The 20,270-nt window shown below is 61.5% G+C and carries 24 protein-coding genes; 13 read left to right on the top strand and 11 right to left on the bottom strand.

Features of this window, described 5'->3' with window-relative positions:
* Nucleotides 1-5 precede the first annotated feature (5 nt).
* The 5 genes from fliR to EP165_RS10205 are packed head-to-tail and all read left to right on the top strand — an operon-like array spanning nucleotide 6 to nucleotide 2,733.
* Nucleotides 6-755, top strand: coding sequence for a flagellar biosynthetic protein FliR (gene fliR / locus EP165_RS10225; RefSeq protein WP_127522058.1), 750 nt, complete (start codon nucleotides 6-8; stop codon nucleotides 753-755).
* 4 nt (nucleotides 756-759) lie between these two features.
* Complete coding sequence (locus EP165_RS10220) at nucleotides 760-1,149, top strand: hypothetical protein (RefSeq protein WP_127522056.1); 390 nt, start codon at nucleotides 760-762, stop codon at nucleotides 1,147-1,149.
* Nucleotides 1,150-1,207: 58 nt separating this feature from the next.
* Nucleotides 1,208-1,759, top strand: coding sequence for a rod-binding protein (locus EP165_RS10215; RefSeq protein ID WP_127522054.1), 552 nt, complete (start codon nucleotides 1,208-1,210; stop codon nucleotides 1,757-1,759).
* A 20-nt stretch (nucleotides 1,760-1,779) separates the two neighbouring features.
* A complete protein-coding gene (locus EP165_RS10210) occupies nucleotides 1,780-2,178 on the top strand; it encodes a hypothetical protein (RefSeq protein ID WP_127522052.1) in 399 nt (132 codons plus the stop codon).
* Nucleotides 2,179-2,181: 3 nt separating this feature from the next.
* A complete protein-coding gene (locus EP165_RS10205; protein WP_127522050.1) occupies nucleotides 2,182-2,733 on the top strand; it encodes a hypothetical protein in 552 nt (183 codons plus the stop codon).
* A 16-nt stretch (nucleotides 2,734-2,749) separates the two neighbouring features.
* Here EP165_RS10205 and EP165_RS10200 read toward each other — a convergent pair whose 3' ends face one another.
* On the bottom strand, nucleotides 2,750-3,547 hold the full coding sequence (locus EP165_RS10200) for a crotonase/enoyl-CoA hydratase family protein (RefSeq protein ID WP_127522048.1): 798 nt from the start codon (nucleotides 3,545-3,547) through the stop codon (nucleotides 2,750-2,752).
* A gap of 194 nt (nucleotides 3,548-3,741) precedes the next feature.
* Between EP165_RS10200 and EP165_RS10195 the strand changes: the two genes are divergently transcribed.
* Nucleotides 3,742-4,224 carry a MarR family winged helix-turn-helix transcriptional regulator gene (locus EP165_RS10195; RefSeq protein ID WP_245440095.1) on the top strand — a complete coding sequence of 161 codons (483 nt, stop codon included), beginning with the start codon at nucleotides 3,742-3,744 and terminating at the stop codon, nucleotides 4,222-4,224.
* Between the two features lie 10 nt (nucleotides 4,225-4,234).
* On the opposite strand, the gene EP165_RS10190 is transcribed toward EP165_RS10195, so the two are convergent.
* The 3 genes from EP165_RS10190 to EP165_RS10180 are packed head-to-tail and all read right to left on the bottom strand — an operon-like array spanning nucleotide 4,235 to nucleotide 7,739.
* Nucleotides 4,235-4,654: an acyl-CoA thioesterase gene (locus EP165_RS10190; protein WP_127522046.1), complete on the bottom strand. Its 420-nt coding sequence runs from the start codon at nucleotides 4,652-4,654 to the stop codon at nucleotides 4,235-4,237.
* Nucleotides 4,655-4,656: 2 nt separating this feature from the next.
* Nucleotides 4,657-5,907, bottom strand: a complete 1,251-nt coding sequence (locus tag EP165_RS10185) for a thiolase family protein (protein ID WP_127522044.1) — start codon at nucleotides 5,905-5,907, stop codon at nucleotides 4,657-4,659.
* The gene (locus tag EP165_RS10180; protein ID WP_127522042.1) at nucleotides 5,904-7,739 is read right to left on the bottom strand and encodes a feruloyl-CoA synthase; all 1,836 of its coding nucleotides are present in this window, start codon (nucleotides 7,737-7,739) and stop codon (nucleotides 5,904-5,906) included. The genes EP165_RS10185 and EP165_RS10180 overlap by 4 nt, the downstream gene beginning before the upstream one ends.
* A 175-nt stretch (nucleotides 7,740-7,914) precedes the next feature.
* Between EP165_RS10180 and EP165_RS10175 the strand changes: the two genes are divergently transcribed.
* Nucleotides 7,915-8,478 carry an SH3 domain-containing protein gene (locus EP165_RS10175; RefSeq protein ID WP_127522040.1) on the top strand — a complete coding sequence of 188 codons (564 nt, stop codon included), beginning with the start codon at nucleotides 7,915-7,917 and terminating at the stop codon, nucleotides 8,476-8,478.
* A 32-nt stretch (nucleotides 8,479-8,510) separates the two neighbouring features.
* Here EP165_RS10175 and EP165_RS10170 read toward each other — a convergent pair whose 3' ends face one another.
* Nucleotides 8,511-9,677: an acyl-CoA dehydrogenase family protein gene (locus EP165_RS10170; protein ID WP_127522038.1), complete on the bottom strand. Its 1,167-nt coding sequence runs from the start codon at nucleotides 9,675-9,677 to the stop codon at nucleotides 8,511-8,513.
* Between the two features lie 214 nt (nucleotides 9,678-9,891).
* On the opposite strand from EP165_RS10170, the gene EP165_RS10165 reads away from it, so the two are divergent.
* Nucleotides 9,892-10,173, top strand: a complete 282-nt coding sequence (locus EP165_RS10165; protein ID WP_127522036.1) for an SCP2 sterol-binding domain-containing protein — start codon at nucleotides 9,892-9,894, stop codon at nucleotides 10,171-10,173.
* A 119-nt stretch (nucleotides 10,174-10,292) separates the two neighbouring features.
* Here EP165_RS10165 and EP165_RS20830 read toward each other — a convergent pair whose 3' ends face one another.
* The 3 genes from EP165_RS20830 to EP165_RS10150 all read right to left on the bottom strand — a co-directional run bounded on the left by EP165_RS20830 (nucleotide 10,293) and on the right by EP165_RS10150 (nucleotide 12,680).
* Nucleotides 10,293-10,697 (bottom strand): type II toxin-antitoxin system PemK/MazF family toxin, encoded by a 405-nt coding sequence (locus EP165_RS20830; RefSeq protein ID WP_501981675.1) that lies wholly within the window; start codon nucleotides 10,695-10,697, stop codon nucleotides 10,293-10,295.
* Nucleotides 10,698-10,767: 70 nt separating this feature from the next.
* Nucleotides 10,768-11,301: a GNAT family N-acetyltransferase gene (locus EP165_RS10155; RefSeq protein WP_245440094.1), complete on the bottom strand. Its 534-nt coding sequence runs from the start codon at nucleotides 11,299-11,301 to the stop codon at nucleotides 10,768-10,770.
* 245 nt (nucleotides 11,302-11,546) lie between these two features.
* Complete coding sequence (locus EP165_RS10150; RefSeq protein ID WP_127522034.1) at nucleotides 11,547-12,680, bottom strand: type III PLP-dependent enzyme; 1,134 nt, start codon at nucleotides 12,678-12,680, stop codon at nucleotides 11,547-11,549.
* 531 nt (nucleotides 12,681-13,211) lie between these two features.
* Between EP165_RS10150 and EP165_RS10145 the strand changes: the two genes are divergently transcribed.
* The 4 genes from EP165_RS10145 (at nucleotide 13,212) to EP165_RS10130 (ending at nucleotide 17,107) form a co-directional block, all read left to right on the top strand.
* A complete protein-coding gene (locus EP165_RS10145) occupies nucleotides 13,212-14,408 on the top strand; it encodes an amidase (RefSeq protein ID WP_127522032.1) in 1,197 nt (398 codons plus the stop codon).
* A complete protein-coding gene (locus EP165_RS10140; protein ID WP_127522030.1) occupies nucleotides 14,408-15,307 on the top strand; it encodes a LysR family transcriptional regulator in 900 nt (299 codons plus the stop codon). Before EP165_RS10145 ends, EP165_RS10140 begins: the two co-directional genes overlap by 1 nt.
* Nucleotides 15,308-15,380: 73 nt before the next feature.
* Nucleotides 15,381-16,046, top strand: a complete 666-nt coding sequence (locus EP165_RS10135; RefSeq protein WP_127522028.1) for a DUF1007 family protein — start codon at nucleotides 15,381-15,383, stop codon at nucleotides 16,044-16,046.
* A gap of 2 nt (nucleotides 16,047-16,048) precedes the next feature.
* On the top strand, nucleotides 16,049-17,107 hold the full coding sequence (locus EP165_RS10130; RefSeq protein WP_127522026.1) for a nickel/cobalt transporter: 1,059 nt from the start codon (nucleotides 16,049-16,051) through the stop codon (nucleotides 17,105-17,107).
* Here the strand turns inward: EP165_RS10130 and denD are convergent.
* The 3 genes from denD to EP165_RS10115 are packed head-to-tail and all read right to left on the bottom strand — an operon-like array spanning nucleotide 17,104 to nucleotide 19,002.
* On the bottom strand, nucleotides 17,104-18,072 hold the full coding sequence (denD, locus tag EP165_RS10125) for a D-erythronate dehydrogenase (RefSeq protein WP_127522024.1): 969 nt from the start codon (nucleotides 18,070-18,072) through the stop codon (nucleotides 17,104-17,106). The genes EP165_RS10130 and denD overlap by 4 nt on opposite strands.
* A gap of 1 nt (nucleotide 18,073) precedes the next feature.
* A complete protein-coding gene (locus tag EP165_RS10120; protein ID WP_127522022.1) occupies nucleotides 18,074-18,274 on the bottom strand; it encodes a hypothetical protein in 201 nt (66 codons plus the stop codon).
* Between the two features lie 38 nt (nucleotides 18,275-18,312).
* Nucleotides 18,313-19,002, bottom strand: a complete 690-nt coding sequence (locus EP165_RS10115; RefSeq protein WP_164742998.1) for a GNAT family N-acetyltransferase — start codon at nucleotides 19,000-19,002, stop codon at nucleotides 18,313-18,315.
* 81 nt (nucleotides 19,003-19,083) lie between these two features.
* On the opposite strand from EP165_RS10115, the gene EP165_RS10110 reads away from it, so the two are divergent.
* Nucleotides 19,084-20,268 (top strand): pyridoxal phosphate-dependent aminotransferase, encoded by a 1,185-nt coding sequence (locus EP165_RS10110; RefSeq protein ID WP_127522020.1) that lies wholly within the window; start codon nucleotides 19,084-19,086, stop codon nucleotides 20,266-20,268.
* Nucleotides 20,269-20,270: the final 2 nt, after the last annotated feature.

The raw sequence follows: 20,270 nt of genomic DNA, 5'->3' as shown, positions 1-20,270 counted from the left end.
GATGGATGCCGATCGTACAGGGCGTCGTAATCGCGGCGTTTCTTGCGTTCTGCCGCATTGGCGGCTGCTTTATGCTTATGCCCGGGCTATCGAGCATTCGCGTGCCCACCAACGTGCGTCTATTTGTGGCGGTAGCGGTGTCTTTCGCCCTGCTGGCTCACATGTGGGAAAGCTTCGCGGCAGTCGTCACGTCCGCGCCCACAATTCTTGCGCCGCTCATTGTCGCCGAGCTGCTGGTCGGCGCACTCATCGGTCTTATGGCCCGCTTCTACCTGCTCGCGCTGCAATTCATGGCATCGGCGATTTCGCTGCTGTCGGGGCTCGGCGGCATGCCCGGACAGGGCATAGAGGAACTGGACGCGCAGACGCCGCTTGCAGGTATCATTTCGCTGTCGGCGCTCGTAGTGCTGTTTGCCCTCGATTTCCATCATCTCATCATCGAAGCCCTCGTCGCGTCCTACCGGCTGGTGCCGCTCGGCACCCCTTTCGACGCACAGGGTGCCCTGACCGATCTGACGGATGTCATCAGCGAGGCGTTTCTCGTGGTTCTGCGTCTTGGCAGCCCGTTCATCGCTTACGCAATTCTGGTCAATCTCGCGGCCGGCCTGATCAACAAGCTGTCGCCCCAGGTACCGGTCTACTTCGTATCGCTTCCATTCGTGATAACCGGCGCGCTGATCCTCGCATATCTCGCCTTCGGCCCGATGATCAGCCTGTTCGCGGATGGTTTCGCGACGGTTGTCATCGACAGGTGATGTGATGGACGCGCGCAGGCTCAAGCGGCTTACAAAACTGGTGCAGGTGCAGCGGCAGATACAGGCGCTGCACGAAACGCGTCACGCAAACCACCTCGCCTCGTCGGTCGCGGCGGAAAAGGAGGCACATGAACTGATCGAAGGGTTCGACAGCGGTGCTCTTTCATCGACCCTTTTCCCCGATCTCTACCACAACCGGATTTCAAGCGCCTTCGCCCGCCGCGACCAGGAACGGGACCTGGCCGCGGGCGAAGTCAAGCACGTCGTGTCGGCAACTCTGAGGGCCGACAAAATCGACCAGGAACGCCAGCAGGCGGCAAGGGTGCTTGAGGAGAAGTCTGAGGAACGGTTGCGGCTGGAAAGGGCGGCTCACACCGGAAAACATCCAAAGTAAGCCTGCCACAAGCTTTCGGCGGCATAATTTGCACAACTGAAATGCGGGAGTTTGAGCTTTGGCGGTCTCACTCGTCACCGACATCGTTATGGACGTCATCAAGGCGGCCGAGCCTTCCAGCGCCCAGGCAGCCCACGCGAAGCTTGCGCAAATGTCGGAGACGGCGAAGGCGAGCGAGCCGTTCTCGGCGCATGTCGGAGCAAACGTTCTTCCGCAGCCCCAGAAAACAGCCGACGCCGACGCCTACCGCAAGTTTGAATCGCTCGTGCTGGGCAGCTTCATTCAGACCATGCTGCCGGACAACACAGAGTCCGTGTACGGCGGCGGCCTGTCAGGCGATATGTGGAAATCGATCCTGGCGCAGCACCTCGGCGACGCCGTTTCAGACCGTGGCGGAATAGGCATCGCCAATCGCCTGCTGGCCGATCAGTACCGCGAGGGCCGCGAGTTCGTGCCGCTGGTGGGCGCGAATGACAGCGAAGCCAAGGCCGATCTGGCAGCGTCGACTTCGCTCACCACTGCGCTGGTGCAGGAGTTTCAGCGCCAGGCCACCGACGCCCTTTTCAGGGAAGGTTCCATTACCGCCGCTAAGTCCGACACAAGCGGCTGAAGAACGTGAAGGCTGAACCAATGTCCTACCTAGTCGAAACAGGTCCCGCCAGCGAACCCCGGACGGAGGCTGTGCACACAGGCACCATCCCCACCATCATCCGCAGGATCGAGGAAGCTGTCGATATCGAAACCGCCGCGATAAAGACGGATGTGAACTTCGACCTCAAGGCATCGAACGCGCGCAAAAGCCGGTATCTGTACGAACTAAACCGGGCGACGCGCGGCCTCGACCCCAACATGGTGGGCGCCGAAACCCGCTCCGGCCTGGCACGGCTGCGTGAGAAGCTGGAGCTCAACGAACGTGCGATCCTGGCGCACCTGAATGCGGTCAAGGAAGTAGCGACCATGGTTCAGGAAGCGATCCAGCACTCGGAAAACGACGGCACCTATTCGGCATATGAGTTCGGCAAGGCCTGAGCGATGATCAAGTTCGTCTTTGCGGCGGTCTGGATCGCGGCAGCGGCTCTGGGTTCGGTCTATTACTCCTTCAACCAGGCGAAGGAGCACAGCGGAACGCCCAACGAACCCAGCCTTTTCGGCGGCCTCGACTACGTCAAGACGGGCATCGTTTCGGTTCCGCTGTTCTCCAACGGCCGTGTATACGGCTATTTCCTTGCCAGGCTGGTTTTCACGGTACAGCCCGACAACCTCAAGGCCTTGTCACTGCCCATCGAAGCGCTGCTGGTCGACCAGGTCTACGACTATCTCTATGCCAATCCCGATATCGACTATCACGACAAGGAAACGGTTGATCTGAAGCGGATCAAGGAAGGCATCCGCGACAGCGTGAATGCGCGGGTGGGACGCCCGCTGGTCCATGACGTCCTGATCGAACAGGTGGATTTCCTGTCGAAGACCGACATCCGCGACAATACGATCCGCAGGCGCACCTCAAGGCTGGACGAGGGCGAAAGCCTGGTGGAGTCGCCTGATCCTGCGGCCAAAGATGCGAGCGCCGAAGCCGGCCACTAGGCGCGGGAACGTCTTGTCAGGAAAAGCGGGGTTTGCGTTTCTCCAGAAACGCCCTGAGGCCCTCTTTCGCGTCAGGCCCGCTCTGGGAGAGCGCTGCGCTGAGGCTTTCGGCATAGAGCCCGTCGGAGCGCGCCATGTCGTTGATCCGGGCGATCGACTGGATGATCAGATAATTGACGAGCGAGGCATTGGCGGCGATTTCGGAAGCGAGCTCCCGCGCAGTCTCTTCGCCTTGTCCCGCTTCGACCAGATAGTGGGATAGGCCCAGCTCCTGCCCCTGCCCGGCGTCATAAGTGCGTCCCGTAAGCATCATTTCAGTCATCCGGTCCGGACCTATGATCCGGCCCAGGCGCACGGTGGCTCCGCCACCGACAAAGATACCCCGTTTGCCCTCCGGCAGACGATAGAGCGCACTCGGCTCGGCGATCCGGACATGCGTAGAGGCCGCAATCTCCAGCCCGCCTCCCATAACCGCGCCTTCGAGCAAGGAAACGACCGGGATGCCCGAAAACTGGATAAGGTCCATCACCGCGTGCCAGCCGCGCGAGTGACGAAGTACGTCTTCTGCCTTGCGCTCAGACTGTTCGGCGAGATCGAGACCGGACGAGAAGTGACCGCCCGCGCCCCTCAGCACGACCACGCGCACCCCTTCAGGTATGTCGGCAAAGAATGCGGACAGCGCCGCGAGCAGCACGTCATTGATCGCGTTGCGCTTTTCAGCCCGGTTGAACGTCAGCCATGCGGCATTGCCATCCAGTCGGATAGTCAGAACGTCTTCGCACACGCTCTGGTCGGTTGTTTCCGGTGAGCTCATGATCCCCTTCGAAACTGCGTCGGAAAACCGCGTCGGCTGTTATCCGCATAATTGTTTTATATCATAACATTTATTTGCCGCTCAAGGCGACGACAAGGCGCCGAACCACAGGAAAGATGCGCCACCGGCTATCGACCCTTTGCCGGTCATGTCAGGACATGTAAAGGAATATGATGGCGTTAGAAGACGAAGCAATGGCGGCCAATCCCGAAACAAGTGTGCCTTTGGCATCGAACAGTGAGGATATTTCCCAGCTGCCGGAAATGTCCTCGATCGTCGGTTATGTACTTCGCCGTGCCCAGCTCAGCGTTTTTCAGGACTTCATTGAAAGCTTCACTGAACTAAAGCTCCGTCCGGCCGAGTTTTCGGTACTCAATCTGATCGCCCAGCGCCCCGGCCAGAAGCAGTCGGAGATTGCGGAGCAGCTGGGAATCAAACGAGCCAACTTCGTCGCGCTGATGGACGGCCTCGAACGGCGTGGTGTGGCGGAACGCCGGAAATCCCCTGAGGACAAGCGTTCCCACTCTCTGCACCTGACAGTCGAAGGCGAACGTTTCATCTCCGAGATGCTGTCCGTGTGGAACGCGCATGAACAGCGCATCATCCGGCGCCTGGGAGGGGAAGCCGAGCGCGACAAGCTCATCGAGCTTCTTGGCCGGCTTTCGGGGCAAGACTAGCTGGAAGAACTCAGGCCCGCAGCGCTGCGATTACCTCATCCGGTATAGGGACGGCTTTGATGCGGGCAGGGTTCTCAGGGTCACGGCCGGTCCAAACGCGCTTCTCCTGTGCCTCGATCGCCAGCGTCTCACCCTTGAACACACGGTGCACGATATCGAAGCTGGAGCGGCCGATTCGGCTGGCGCTCGTTTCGATGGCGATCACATCGCCATAGCGGGACGGGACGAGAAATTTGGCCCCCGTATCGACCATTGGAATGCCGACAATGCCATAGGCTTTCGTCCAGGCGATCTTTTTCATTCCGAGCGCCTTCTCGAACAGATAGGCGGTCGAGGCATCGAACATCGCGAAATAGCGCGGGTAGAAGACGATTCCTGCGGCATCGCAGTCGCCCCACTCGATTTCCACGTCGCGGCGGTTGGTCAGCATGGTCAGTGCACCGCGTCGGTGTTTTCTACCAGGATCGCGATACCCTGCCCGCCACCGACGCAAGCCGAGGCAATGCCAAAGCGCAGGCCGGACCGCTTTAACTCGCGTGCGACAGTGGTGGTGATGCGCACGCCGGTGGCGCCGAGAGGATGGCCGATCGCGATGGCGCCGCCATTCACATTGACCTTTGCGTCGTCGAGCCCGAGTTCGCGAATGCAGGCCATGATCTGTGCGGCGAAGGCTTCGTTGATTTCGATCCTGTCGATCTGGTCGAGCGTCAGTCCCGCTTCCTCAAGCACCGCCTGGATGGCCGGCACCGGCCCGATGCCCATGATGCGCGGCGGAACGCCAACCGATGCGGCCGCAACGATACGCGCCATCGGCTTCACACCCGCCCTCTCGGCTGATCTGCATGACCCTACCAGCGCTGCAGCCGCGCCATCGACCACCGCGGAGGAGTTGCCGCCAGTTTGCACGCCGCCGAACGCTGGCCTGATCTTGGCCAGCACTTCATAAGGCGAGGTTCTCACATGGCTGTCGGCTACGACGCTTTCCACCTTGCGCGGCAGCCTGATCGAACGTGCGTTGAAGCCCTTTTGTTCGAAGGTTTCGCTCGCAACCGGCACGATCTCGCCGTCGAAGAAGCCAGCTTCGCGCGCGGCGACCGCACGGCCGAAGGAGCGCTCGGCATAACGATCGACCTCCTCGCGCGTGATCTGATAGTCGCGGGCGAGATTTTCAGCTGTATCGCCCATTGTGCAGGAGCAGGCCGGATCGAGCAGCGCTTCCCACAGAAAGTCCTTGAATTCGATCTGGCCCATGCGGAAGCCGGTCCGGTGCGTATAGGCAGCGACGGGATTGCGGCTCATCGATTCCGCACCGACGCAGAGCGCCAAGTCTACCTTGCCGCGTGTTACGAGCTCCGCACCTTGTACGATCGCTTCGATGCCCGTGCCGCAAATGCGTTGCACCAGATGCGCGGGCCGTTCCACCGGCACTCCGGCATAGATGCCTATGTGGCGCGGCGTCATATAGGCGTCGAACGAGGCCTGGGCCATGCTGCCGGCTATGGTGGTGCCGATATCGGCGGGATCGACGCCGGCACGCGCCACGACTTCCCGCGCCACCTTGATGCCGAGATCGATTGGTGAAACTTGCGCGAACGCGCCGGTGTAGTCGACAAAGGGCGTTCGCAGCCCGTCGATCAGCCAGCTGTCATCAAACGAATATCGCAATCCCTGCGGCGCGGTCATTGGACGCTTTCCTTCTTCGCGACGAGCACATGCGGCGGCGACGGCTCGGCATAGAGGTCTTCGACAAGCTGCGCGCGCGCCACCATTACCGCGCTCTGGTTGATCGACCCCTTGTCGGTCACTTCGTTGCGGTCGATGGAGGGCGGACTGTCGAGCACGACAATGCGGGCGACGAGATTGGAGCTGCCGGTCGCAGTTGCGCAAAGGGCATCGAGCCGTTTCTGAAACTCGGCCCGCAGCGCCTGGCTTGCAGCAAGTTCGGCCTCACCAGCCTGCGCCAGTTCGGGCACAACCTTGCGCGCCGCAGCAGCGTCCAGAAACAACATCGCGCCGATATGCCCCCGGTCGAGGCCTGTCAGCACCGCATCGCGGACATAGGGCGCGAATGCCGTAATGATCGAGCCGCGCACGGTGCTCATATTCACCCATGTACCGGTGGAAAGCTTGAAATCCTCGGCTACACGACCATCGAACAACAGCCCGCGTCCCGGATTGTCGGCGTCAACGAATTTCAGCGCATCGCCGATCCTGTAGAAGCCTTCCTCATCGAAGGACTCCGCCGTCTTGTCAGGCTGGCGCCAATAGCCGGGTGTGACGTTCGGCCCCTTGAGCCGCAGCTCCATCTTTCCTTCGTTCGCAACGAGCTTCAGCTCCAGCCCCGCTGCCGGCAGCCCCACTTCGCCAGGCCTGTCGACGGGCCAGGTCGTGGTGAGCGCAAAGGGCGCGGTCTCCGTCGAGCCGTAGCCGGTGATGATCATCACCTTTTTGCCGGTCGTCTGGACAGCCAGTTCTTCGAGCGCGGTCCACACGTGTTGCGCCAGGCCCGCACCCGCATATTGCAGAAGCTCGACCCTGGAAAAGAAGTTCTCCCGCAGACGGTCATTCCGTGCGAGATGGTCGACCAGCATCTCAAAGCCCTTGGGCACATTGAAATAGAGGGTCGGCGCCACCTCTTCGAGATTACGCACGGTCTTCGCAATTCCTGCCGGAGTAGGGTTGCCGTCATCGATGTAGAGCGTTCCGCCATTATACAGCGCAATGCCGAAATTGTGGTTGCCGCCGGCGGTATGGTTCCAGGGCAGCCAGTCCACCATCACGGGCGGCTTGTCTTTCAGGAACGCCAGAGCCTCGGCGATCATCACCTGATTGGCGCAGATCATGCGCTGCGTGTTGATCACGGCCTTGGGCATTCCGGTCGAACCGGAAGTGAAGAGGAACTTTGCAACAGTGTCGCCGTTCACGGCGCGGTCGGCGTCACCCACCGCCGCGGTCGGTTTCGTTGCCATCACGGTTTCAAAGGAGACCGCGCCCGGCAGTGGATCTCGCGCGTTGACGAGCACCATGCCTGGCCGCATGACAGCGCCAAGCGCTGCTTCGAACGGCTGGCCCTCGCCGCAAAACACAAGCCCCGGCGTGACCAGATCGAACACGTGCTTCAGCTTGGCATAGTCTTTTGCGACCAACGAGTAGGCCGGCGACACCGGCGCAACCGGCACACCGGCACGCATGGCGCCGAGGGTTACCAGCGCATGCTCGATGCTGTTGCCGGAGAGCACGGCCACAGGCCGGTCCACCGACAGGCCGCAATCGAGAAGATATTGCGCGATGGACCGCGACTGTTCGGCTGCTTGTGCGTAATTCAAATACCGCCAGTCGCCGTCCGAGCCACGGTCGGCAAACAGAGTGCGCTCAGGCGCTTCCGCAGCCCATTCATCCAGGCGATCAACGAGCGAACGCGCATAAGGCGGCAGCGCGTCGGCCGCGCTGAGATAGATGACGTCACCGTCACGGCGAGTCACGGCTGACAAACGGCCCATACTGACAGGTTTCATCCCCGGCCGCTCCACAACAGGCACGTCACCCTCCCAATATTGTTATCTTACATAACAATTAGCTGATTCTGTTACAAGCACTTTCGAAGCCCTGAAAACGCACTTTGCCAAGCGCGCCATTTGCCTGGAGTGACGAAAACCAGCATGTTGGCTAACGCTGCGAGGAAGGCTCAAGATGCAACGCTGGATGTACCGCACGGCATGTGCTTCCGCCCTCTTATTCGTATCGGCCGCTTCGCCGGCGGCTGAGGAAGCCTGCGATATCTGGGCCTGGACATTGGGAACGGACGTGGTCGAGGTGCATAGTGGCCCTGGTTCCGACTTCCCGGTCATTGCCGAGCTTCCGGCCCCGGTGGAGATCAATGGCGACCGCTTTGCGCCGGAAGTAACGGTCACGGGCTCGCAGGACGGCTGGTTTCGCATCGAAGATGCCATTGTGATCAGCTACACGAGCGACGATCCGGATGTTGTCGCCTTCGAGGGCAAAGGATGGGTGCCGGGAAGCTCGCTCGGACTGCTTCTCAACCGGATCGCTCTCTATGTTACCCCCTCTGCCGATGCCGATGTGGTTGCCCGCCTGCTCAACGAGGAGGAAGGTGCGGGACCGGATTCGTTCCGCGTGAGCCGCCTCCACGCCTGCAAGGGCGATTGGGTCGAGGTCGAAGGCGATCTCATGGGAGCTGAGAGCCGCGGCTGGGCAACCGGAACCTGCTCCAATCAGGTCACCACCTGCCCCTGACCTGACCGATTATTCGTCGAACCGGCGCGGGTTCAGCTTTTAGCCCGGTTGCTTGTGCCCGGCAGCGTCCCTTCGAGCTTGGCGATGATACCGAGCATGATCTCGTCCGCCCCGGCACCGATTGACACAAGCCGCGTGTCGCGGAAGGCACGGCTCACCGGATTGTCGAAGGTGTAACCCATGCCGCCCCAATATTGCAGGCAGGTGTCGGTAACCTCGCGCGCCAGGCGACCGGTCTTGAGCTTCGCCATCGAAGCCAGGCGGGTCACGTCGCTGCCGGCCACATATTGCTCGATCGCGCTCCAGGTCAGCGCCCGCAGCGCCTCTACCTCGGTGCGCAGTTCCGCAAGCCGGAAGTGAACCACCTGATTGTCGAGGATCGGCTTGCCGAATGTATGCCGCTGGCCGGTATATTCGATGGTGAGATCGATCAGCCGGTCGAAACCCTTGATCGAGCTGGCCGCCGAATAGAGCCGCTCTTCCTGAAACTGCAGCATCTGGTAGGTGAAGCCCATGCCTTCCTGTCCGATGATGTAACGCTTCGGAACGCGCACCTGATCAAAGAAAAGCTGAGCGGTGTCCGACGAATTCATGCCAATCTTCTTGATCTTCTGACGCTCGATGCCCTTTGCATCCATCGGCACGGCGATCAGAGATTTGTTCTTGTGCGCCGGTCCATCGTTGGTGTTGGCAAGCAGGCAGCACCAGTCGGCCTTCATGCCGTTGGTGATCCACATCTTGGTGCCGGAGATCACGAGATCTTCGCCGTCTGCACGCGCCGTTGTCTTGACCGCCGCGACGTCAGAGCCGCCGCCCGGTTCAGAAACGCCGAGACAGCCGACCGCATCGCCGGCAATAGCCGGTGCCAGAAAGTCTTGCTTGATCTCGTCCGAACCGAAACGGTTCATCGCCGGCGTGCACATGTCCGTCTGCACGCCGATTGCCATCGGCACGCCGCCGCATTCGCAAAGCCCAAGCTCCTCCGCCATAACCATGGAATAGGAAAAGTCGAGCCCGAGCCCGCCATAGGCCGGATCGTACTTGATGCCGAGCATACCCAGATCGCCGAGCTTCTTGAAGAGTTCGTGGCTCGGAAACTCCTCCGCCGCTTCCCATTCATCGGCATGAGGGTTGATCTCGGTCGCGACGAATTTCGCCACCGTACGCCGCAACTCCTCATGCTCGGGGGTAAACTGCATATTGTTCCTCCAGACACGCTGTTCCGGCAGTTGACGTCCGCACTGTTCCGGATGCCGATCCGCGCGAAATTCCCAGCGTTGCGACCGCCCAAAAACGCTAGATCACGTTGACGTAAACGTCAATCAACTGCTATGCGAGGCGCGATTGCGGACGGGCCGAAAATCCGTTCTGAGCCAACGAACGGGCACATCCAACGCCCAAACGGAGATGACGATGACGCTTCAGGAAATCGCCGACCAGATCAGCAGCAAGGCATCCGGTTCCGGCTTCAGCCGTTCGGTCAAGTTCGACCTCGGCGCCGACGGTTCCATCCTGGTGGATGGCGAAACCGTCTCGACCGGCGGCGGCGACGCAGAGTGCACGATTTCACTTACCAAGGACGACATGGAATCGATCATCTCCGGCGATCTCGGCGCCACCTCGGCCTTCATGCAGGGCAAGCTCAAGGTCGATGGCGACATGTCGGTCGCCATGCAGCTCAGCCAAGTTCTTTGAGAAAAACCAAAGGGGGCCGAAGCCCCCTTGGCAAGTAGTGCCCCTTTCGGGACAGCGGACTACCCTTATCAGGGCGCCGTAAGTGCACTCTACATAGGAAAAATTCAGTTAGAAATCAACTAACGCCCATCAGGCACCGTGGGTAGGAGTGCCAATACCACTCCTACCATTTCTTCGAATTCTTCCTGGGGTAGGCGAGCGATTGCGCCGTGTGTCGGCACAAGTCGACTGACCGCAACCGTCATCGGCTTATCGCATACTGCCCAGGCAGCCCTACCATCGATCGTTGTCCGAAGCGGAAACGCTAGTTTGGGGTCAGGTTGCGCCTGTGTAGAACACGGAACTACCGTCACTGCTCCGAAGAGCGTCGAATTCTTCGATAAGATAACTACCGGTCGACGCTTCCAAAGTTCCGGGAGCTGCGCATCCCTCGGCAAATCACACCAATATAGCTGCCGAATTCTCGGCGCCGATTTCAGCCGCGGCCTGATCCGTGGAGGGACGTCGCCACGCTCAGCAAACATTTCGTCAGACATCAGATCTCCGCCGCAGTAATATGCGTAGAAAATCTGACTCTATACTACAATTCGGCGCCTACACGTCCTTCCGCGCCTTGCGCCCACTGGCACGCAGCACGCCGCGAGCGCCCTCGAGCGCACCTTCGATGAGTTCCAGTGCCAGGAAGCGGTGCGGCTCGTAGGGGCCGGGCATCGCCAGCCAGGCCGTCTTCTCAGCCGAGAAGCCGAAGCGCGCATAATAGGGTTCATCGCCGACCAGCAAGATCGCGCCGTGGCCGAGCCGCGCTGCTTCTGCGATTGCACGGAGCATCAGCTTCGAGCCGATACCAGCCGATTTGAGCGCGGGATCGACGGCGAGCGGGCCTAGCAAGAGCGCGGCCGGTCCGCCCTCGCCCGCCGTCACCTCCCAAAGCCGCACGGTCCCCACAACCGTGCCGGCATCGTCGCGCGCCACAAGCGCCAGCCCTTCGGCCGGAAGCCGTCCGCGCCGCAGCTTCTCCGACGATTTCTTGCGCCAGCGCGGACCCATCGCACAATCGAGCAATACGTTGCGGGCAATGATGTCCGCGGGCTGCTCGTTGCCGATCACAATCGCCGGCGAATGGTTCACCCCCTCATCCGCCGCGCCGCGCGAACCGCACGCACCCTGGAGGGACACGCGGAGCGCAGGCGCCGCCACAATCACCTCTCCACCCCCAGTCGAAAGGGCGGGCATGGATGAGGGGGTATTCAGAAAGCCGTCAAAAACGGGCACAACAGCATTCATCTCAGCGTTCCGGAAGCAGGAAATCGGCAAGGCAGCCTCGCCGCCGGCATCAGCCGGCAGCGAGTTTCCGATAAGCGGCAAACGCCGCTTCAGATCACGTAAGATCGCAAAGGTTCGAAGCCGTTGAAAGCAACCGAGGCATAGGTTGTGGTGTATGCGCCCGTACCTTCGATCAGCACTTCGTCGCCGATCGTCAGCGACAAAGGCAGCGGGTACGGCGTCTTTTCATACATCACGTCCGCCGAATCGCAGGTCGGGCCGGCAAGCACGCATTCACCGGTCTCACCGCCATCATGGCTCGTCGAAATCGGATAGCGGATCGCCTCATCCATCGTTTCGGCAAGGCCGCCGAACTTGCCGATGTCGAGATAGACCCAGCGCACATTGTCGTTGTCGGCCTTCTTGGAGATCAGCACCACCTCGGAGCGGATCGTGCCGGCATTGCCGACCATGCCGCGGCCTGGCTCGATGATCGTCTCGGGCAGTTGGTTACCGAAATGGGCCCGCAACGCGGAGAAGATCGCCTGGCCGTAGGCCTGGGCTGCCGGTACGTCACGCAGGTAACGGGTCGGGAAGCCGCCGCCCATATTGACCATTTTCAGCACGATGCCTTCCTCGGCGAGCGTGGCGAATACCCGCTTTGCATCTCCCAGCGCGCGGTCCCATGCAGTTAGGTCGGTCTGCTGAGAACCCACGTGGAAGGACACACCATAAGCGTCGAGGCCAAGCGCGGCAGCGCGGCGCAGTACATCGACGGCCATTGCCGGCGCGCAGCCGAACTTGCGCGACAGCGGCCATTCGGCGCCTTCGCCGTCGGTCAGTACGCGGCAGAACACGCGGCTGCCGGGTGCAACGCGGGCGACCTTCTCGACTTCGGCTTCGCAGTCCACCGCGAACAGGCGGATGCCGAGTTCGAAGGCGCGCGCGATGTCGCGCTCTTTCTTGATCGTGTTGCCGAAGGAGATGCGGTCGGGCGTCGCGCCGGCGTCGAGCGCCATTTCGACTTCGGCCACCGAAGCGGTGTCGAAGTTTGAGCCGAGCGTTGCCAACAGGCGCAGGATCTCTGGAGCCGGGTTGGCTTTCACGGCATAGAAGATGCGGCTGTCTGGAAGGGCTTTTTCGAACGCGCGGTAGTTTTCGCGCACAACGTCGAGGTCGACGACGAGGCAAGGACCGTCGGGTCGTCGGGTGGCGAGGAAATCAAGGACGCGCTGCGTGGCCATCGGGTCTCTCCATTGGCGGCATCTGCCGCCGGCAAGCTCGGGCCGGGACATGCGGTCCCGGAAACCGTGGTGGACAAAGTGCGTGGCGACGATCCGCAGCTACCGGCCTGTGGAGATCCGACAACCTGCAAATGCGCGTCACGCGGTGGTGGACCCTCGCCCGGAAGCGAAAATCCGCTTTGTCTGCCTCAGCTTTGGAGATCCCTCCGCACTGCCGGCAATGAAGGTGTGCCTCTTCAGTAACCCCGGTCTATGGACGACCGGCAGAACACCAGAAAGGCCCGCACCGTCGTTGCTTCAAGATGTCCTCGATTTCACGGTTGGCCGTAAAAGCGACTGGAGGGGTTAGTTCCAGGTACCTTACCGTTTCCCTCACCAAACGAGGGGACGGCGGACACCCACAGGCACGTGCGACTTTGGGCAGCCGCCATATATGGATAAGCCCCGTCACAATCAACGAAAAAAACACTTCAGCTTGAAATTTTTTCTGCGCTGACCGAACCTCCGATTCTCGTCTCTAGAGAGTGAACAATGAACGCTCCGGCCAACACGCTGAACGCCTATGTCCAGGCACCCTTTCCGCCTATCCCAGGGGCAGCGGAAGGGCCGCTCGCAGGACTGACCTTCGCTGTGAAGGACATCTACAACGTGCGCGGCCAGCGAACTGGCGGCGGCAACCCGCAGAAGCTCGATGAGGCAGCGCCGGCTGCCAGCACCGCACCCGCCGTGCAGAAGCTGCTCGACGCTGGCGCGACACTCGTCGCACGGGCGCAAACCGACGAGCTGACCTTTTCGCTGATGGGGCAGAACGCCCACTATCCCTTTCCGGTTAATCCGGCCGCTCCCGGCCGTGTCACAGGCGGATCGTCCTCCGGATCGGCGTCCGCGGTGGCTGCCGGACTTGTCGATTTCGCAACCGGCTCCGACACGGGCGGTTCCGTTCGCGCGCCGGCCTCGTTCTGCGGGCTGCTCGGGCTGCGTGGAACGCATGGCGCAATCTCGCTCGACGGCGCAATGCCGCTGGCGCCTTCATTCGACACATTCGGCTGGTTTGCGAAGGATGGCGAGACATATGAGCGAGTGGCAAAGGTGCTGCTTCCCGCTGCTTCCGGCAATTCAAGCTACCGCGCCCTCCGCCTTTCGGCTCTCGACGGGCTCCTGCTTGGCGAAGCCGAGGCTGCGGAATATGCGCGCATCGCGGCACAAGTCGCCGAGGTGATCGGGGAGGCCAGCGAGGCAGCTCCGCTGTCACAATCGATCGACGATCTCTACTGGACCTTCCGCAAGCTGCAATCCTACGAAGCATGGGCAATGCATGGCCCCTGGATCTCCGCGAAGGAACGCCATCTCGGCCCGGGCGTGAAAGAACGTTTCGAATTCGGCTCCACGATCAGCAGCGAAGCGGCGGGAGCGGAAACCGAAAAGCGCGACGCACTGCGCAGCGAGCTCGCGCTGATGCTTGGCAATGACGGCCTGCTGGTCTTGCCCACCGTGCCAGGCGCTGCACCGCTCAGCGACATCGGCTTCGATGCTCTCCAGGACTACCGCGAACGCGCGTTGCGGCTGCTGTGCCTGTCGGGTCTTTCCGGTTTCCCGCAAATCACGATCCCGCTGGGCACGGTTGACGGCGCACCGTTCGGCATCTCCCTGCTGGGTCCGGCCGGCAGCGACATGGCGCTGATCGGGCTTGCGCGAACGATTCTCGAACACGCGAAAGGCGGCCGGTAGTGGATACCCTCACCCGCATGCGCGCCTTCATCGAGGTCGTCGAGGCCGAGGGCTTTTCCGCCGCCGCGCGCAAGATCGGCCGCTCCAAGGCCCTGCTGTCGAAATATGTACGCGAGCTGGAAGACGAACTCGGTGCGCTTCTGCTCAATCGTACCACGCGGCAGTTTTCGCTTACCGAGGCGGGCCACGATTATTTCAAGCGCGCCACCGAGATCGTGAACGATATCGACGCTTTGGCGGAATCGGTCCGCGAGCGCTCCGGCGACGTTCGCGGACGCATCAAGCTGACGGCACCACGCACCTTCGCCGACGCCGGGATCGGGCGTTCGCTGATCGATTTTGCCCGGGACCATCCCGATATCAGAATGGATATTCAGCTCGACGACCGCTTCGTCGACCTGGTCGAGGAAGGCTTTGACATTGCGATCCGCATCACCCGTATGCAGGATTCTTCGCTGATTGCGCGCAAGCTGCGTCCTTTTTCAGTCAGAATGTGTGCTTCTCCGGCATTGATAGACGCGGTTGGCCGTCCGGAAAAACCGCAGGATCTGGCCGGCAAGCCTTGTGTCATCGACACCAACGGGCGCTGGCTCAACAACTGGCAGTTCAAGAACGCGGAAGGCGAAGCGATCACGGTGCAAGTCGACAGCCGCATGGAGGTCAACAGCCCGATAGCCGCCAGAGAAGCGGCAATCGCCGGGCTCGGATTTGTCGGTCTGCCCGACTTTATTGCCGAGCCCGCCCTGGCGAGCGGCAATCTGGTCGCAATTCTCGACGACTGGCTGCCCCCTGCGGGCGGCATCTACGCTGTCTATCCGCATAGGCGCTATCTTCCGGCCAAGATTCGCGTGTTTGTCGACTACCTTGCCCAGTGGATGAAAACCAACGATACCGACTGATGCGCCTGCACCGTCCAATTTTCGCCCGGTTGCTGACGACAGTGGGCAAATCAAGCCGAGGGGCAATGCAGCCATGAAGATCAGTCGGGCTATGAAGGCGGCGACCTGCAGCCTTTTTGTGTTGCTCGCAGCTACCGGCCCGGTGCGCGTCCACCCGCACGTCTTTGCGCAGGCCACCCTTGAAGTCGCGGTCAACTCGGCCGGCGAAGTGGAAACGCTTGGCCATGTGTGGCGCTTCGACGACCTGTTTTCGTCCACCGTTCTGCTTGAGTTCGATGAAAACAGCGACCTGCAGCTCGACGAAGACGAACTCGCGACGGTAGCCGGCGTGGTTCATGATTCGCTCGCCGAGTTCGACTATTTCCAGTTCGTCAGCGTGAATGGTGCGCCTGCAGCGATGCAAGCGCCCGAAAAGCTGCTGGCAATGCATGAAAACGACCAGCTGACCATCCTGTTCCAGTCGCAGCCATCCCAGCCCTTGAAGCTCACGGGGACTGTGGCCTTTGGCGTCTACGACCCGACCTTCTACACGGCGATCGATTTTTACGAGGACGGCGACCTCACCGTTCGCGGAATGCCGGGCGGCTGTTCACGCGCAGTAGTGCGGCCCGATCCCGACGAAGCGCTGGCCGCAAACCAGGACACGCTCACCGAGGCGTTCTTCAACGATCCGTCGGGCAACGATGTGACGAAGCTTTTCGCCACCCGCCTCGAAGTCACATGCGGAGCGACGAACTGAACATGACCCGCAGGGGACAATTTCTGCCGGCACTTGTGCTGGCCGCGTCGGTACTCGCTTTCAGCGGCGCCGCGATTGCCCAGAGTTCGCTCGGCATCGGCAACAGCGAAGCGACACTGCCTTCGACCGGAATGTTTTCAGGCATCCTCAACTGGGTGAACACACAGCAGCAGGATTTCTACCGCGCGCTGACAGGTGCGCTCAAAACGATGAAACAGGATGGCAGCGGAACCTGGGTGCTGGTCGGCCTCTCCTTCGCCTATGGCGTATTTCACGCCGCCGGCCCCGGGCACGGCAAGGCGGTGATCTCGTCCTACATGCTTGCAAATGAGGTTGCGCTAAGACGTGGGGTCGTACTCTCCCTGCTCTCCGCATTGCTGCAGGGGCTCACTGCAATCCTCGTCATGGGCGCGGTGTTTCTGGCCCTGCGCGGCACTTCCGTATCGATGACCGATGCTACCTGGTTCCTCGAGCTCACGAGCTATGCGCTGATCACCGGCTTCGGGCTCTGGCTGCTGTGGCGCAAAGCCGGCATCCGGCTCGTCTCCCGTTTCAGGGAGAAGCCCGCACACAGCCTGTCGGCGGCAAGCACGGCGCACGGTCACCATGATCATACGCACGACCACAGCCATCATGACCACCGTCACGACCATGATCATCATCACCACCACGCGGGAGGCGAAGTCTGCTCGGAATGCGGGCACGCCCACATGCCCGACCCGAGCCTGTTGAACGCACGCGAATTCAGCTGGCGCAGCGCCTGGACGGCAGTCGCCGCAGTCGGCCTGCGCCCATGCACGGGCGCGTTGATCGTGCTGTCCTTCGCCTTCCTGAACGGACTTTGGGTGGCTGGCGTGCTGTCGGTACTGGCGATGTCGATCGGTACTGCCATCACGGTGTCGGTTCTGGCAACACTGGCGGTGACCGCCAAGAACTGGGCCGTCTTTGTTGCCGGCGAGGGCCCACGCCGCGAGACCATTCATGTCGGTATCGAGATCGCCGGCGCGGCTCTCGTTTTCCTGCTTGGCCTCACCCTGCTTTCAGCAAGCCTGGCGGCCTAGAGACTACCGCCGAGTTCATCCTCTATGTGAATGCGAACGATGTCGTCGAAGCTCGTTTCCGCTTCGAAGCCGAGGTCGCGGGCACGCTTGGCCTCGAAACGGGTCGGCCAGTTCTTTACCAGTGCCCATACCGCTTCGTCAGGTTCGTCACGCACGAGCGCGGCGAGATCATTTCCGGCGATGCGCTCCAGCGCCTCGATCTGCTCGCCTACGGTGACGGCAACGCCCGGCATCGTCAGGCAACGGCGCGGTCCGACCGCTTCGCCGGACAGGCCAGCGGCATGAACAAGAAACTCCACCGCCGAACGGGGGCTGGCATGTGTATGAACCACCGAACGCGGAACCGGCAGCGTAGCTTCCTTGCCGTTCAGCGGCTCGCGGATAATGCCTGAGAAAAAGCTCGACGCGGCTTTATTGGCTTTGCCCGGACGCACGCAGATTGTCGGCAGGCGAATGCCGATCCCATCCATGAAGCCACGGCGCGAATAGTCGGTCAGCAGCGCCTCGCCCACAAGCTTCTGCGTGCCGTAGGAACTGAGCGGTATGGTGTGAAACTCGTCGGGGATCACCTTCGGAAACGGCCCGCCGAACACAGCGATAGAGGATGAAAACACCACGCGGGGGCATGTGCCGGATAATCTGATCGCGTCGAACAGCGCCCTGGTACCGTCGAAATTGACCCTGAAGCCGAGGTCGAAATCCGCTTCCGCCTCGCCCGACACGATGCCTGCCAGATGGAACACAACATCGGGTGAACGGCCAATCAGCGTGGCGATCTGAGCCGAGTCCGACAGGTCGCCTGCGAATATATCGCATGCAAACCGTGCATCAGGTTTCGCTGGCGCGACTATGTCGTGCAGGTCGAGCGCGGTGATATCGCGCCCCGCAACTGTGCCATCCCCGACAAGCCGGGCGACCAGCTTGCGGCCGATCATGCCCGCTGCGCCCGTTACGAGGACCCTCATCTCAGCGCTTCCTGTTCTGGTGGCGACCTCGCAGCCAGAACAGCACAAAAAAACCGAGCAGGAAAAGAACGACAACAGCGCCCGCCGCTACGGGCGAGAATTCCGCTGCCGCCATCATGATGTCAGGCAGATAGAAGGCGAGTAACGCAAACACGGCCATGATGATGGCGGCTGCGATCAGCGTGCTCCGGTTCTGTTGCATGGCTATCTCGTCTGCTTTTGTCGCAACGAGCTATAACCTCACGAAACCGCCCCGGCCAGTGCCGCACGAATTTCGCCGAGCCGTTCTCGCTGCTGGCCTTGCAAGTCAAAATTCGCCGGATCGAGCCACGCCTCGAACGCCGAACGGATCAGCGGCCAGTCGCGGTCGGTCATGGCATACCACGCAGTGTCCCGGTTCTGGCCTTTCACCACCATATGCTGCCGGAACACGCCCTCGAAGCTGAACCCGTAGCGCAGCGCCGCCTGTTTGGAGGGTTCGTTCAGGTTGTTGCATTTCCACTCGAAACGGCGGTAGCCGAGATCGTCGAAGGCGTGTTTGGCAAACAGGAACAGCGCCTCCGTCGAGGCCGGACTGCGCGCCATGAGGCTGCTCCACAGAATGGAGCCGATTTCGATCACGCCATGCACCTTGTCGATGCGCATGAACGACTGGCGTCCGACCACCCTCCCGCTTGTCTGGTCGATCACCGTGAACCACAGCGGGTCGGTACTTGCCTGCGCCAGATCGAGCCAGGGTTGAAGCGCCTGCCGGTCCGCCGGCGGCGGCTCGAAGAGATAGCGAAAGCGCTGCGGGTCGTTCTCCGTAATCCCGAAAAGGGCATCGCCATGCGCTGCCGCATCGAGTGGCACAAGCCGCACGAAGCGGCCTTCCATAGGCGCATGGCGCGGCGCTTCGCGCGGTGTCCAGTCGGCCAGGTCTGAAATCAACGGCGCATCTCCGATTTGACTTTTGAACGCCAAGCCTCACAACAAACACCCGACGTGCAAAGAACCAGACCGGCTGCGCATATGCTCCACACAGTTTCGAACTTCGACCGCATCGGCGAAGAAAACGCTTTCGCGGTACTGGCCCGCGCGACCGAGCTGGCACAGTCCGGCCGCGACATCATTAATCTCGGTATCGGCCAGCCGGATTTCCGTACCCCCGGTCACATTGTGGAAGCTGCTATCAAGGCATTGCGCGACGGCCATCACGGCTACACGCCTGCGACCGGATTGCTGGCAACGCGCGAAGCAGTGGTGCGCCGCATGCTTTCGACGACCGGAATCGAGGTCTCGCCCGAAAATGTGATGATCATGCCGGGCGGCAAGCCCACCATGTACGCGGCGATCGTTCTCTTCGGCGAACCGGGGGCGGACATTCTCTACCCGGACCCCGGCTTCCCCATCTACCGCTCGATGATCGAATACACCGGCGCACGGCCGGTGCCCGTACCAATCCGCGAAGAAAACGGCTTCGCTTTTTCCGCGGAGGAGACGCTGTCGCTGCTGACGCCGGCAACCCGGCTTCTCATCCTCAATTCACCGGCCAATCCGACCGGCGGGGTGACGCCGCGCGCCGAGATCGAGAAGCTCGTCGCTGGTCTCGCCGACTTCCCCGATGTCGCGATCCTTTCGGACGAGATTTACGACGTCATGACCTATGACGGCGAGGAGCACTGCTCGCTGCTCACCTTTCCGGAAATTCGCGACCGGCTGATCCTGCTCAACGGCTGGTCGAAGACCTGGGCGATGACCGGCTGGCGAATGGGTTGGTCGATCTGGCCGAACTCGGCTGCGGGCGGGCACCTCTACGACAAGGTGCGCAAGCTGGCGGTGAACTGCTGGTCCTGCGTCAACGCGCCGAGCCAGTTTGCCGGCATAGCCGCCATCGATGGCCCGCAGGACGATGTAGAAAAGATGATGCAGGCCTTCGACCGCCGCCGCAAAACGGTCGTGGAGGGGCTGAACAGCCTTGAAGGCATCCGCTGCGCGACGCCGAAAGGCGCTTTTTATGCCTTTCCGAATATTGCCGGTACCGGCCGCAAAGCCAAGAAACTCGCCTCCGATCTTCTGGAGGAGGCGGGCGTTGCGCTCATCGGCGGGCCGGATTTCGGCGTTCATGGCGAAGGCTACATCCGCCTCTCCTACGCCAATTCGGAGGAGAACATCCTGCGCGCCATCGACCGCATCGGCGACTTCCTGGCGCGGTAGGC

This window comes from Mesorhizobium sp. Z1-4 (assembly GCF_004000235.1).
Taxonomy (GTDB): Bacteria; Pseudomonadota; Alphaproteobacteria; order Rhizobiales; family Rhizobiaceae; genus RCIO01.
Note: the sequence above shows the minus strand (reverse complement) of the source record. Positions and strands in the feature narration are given on the sequence as shown.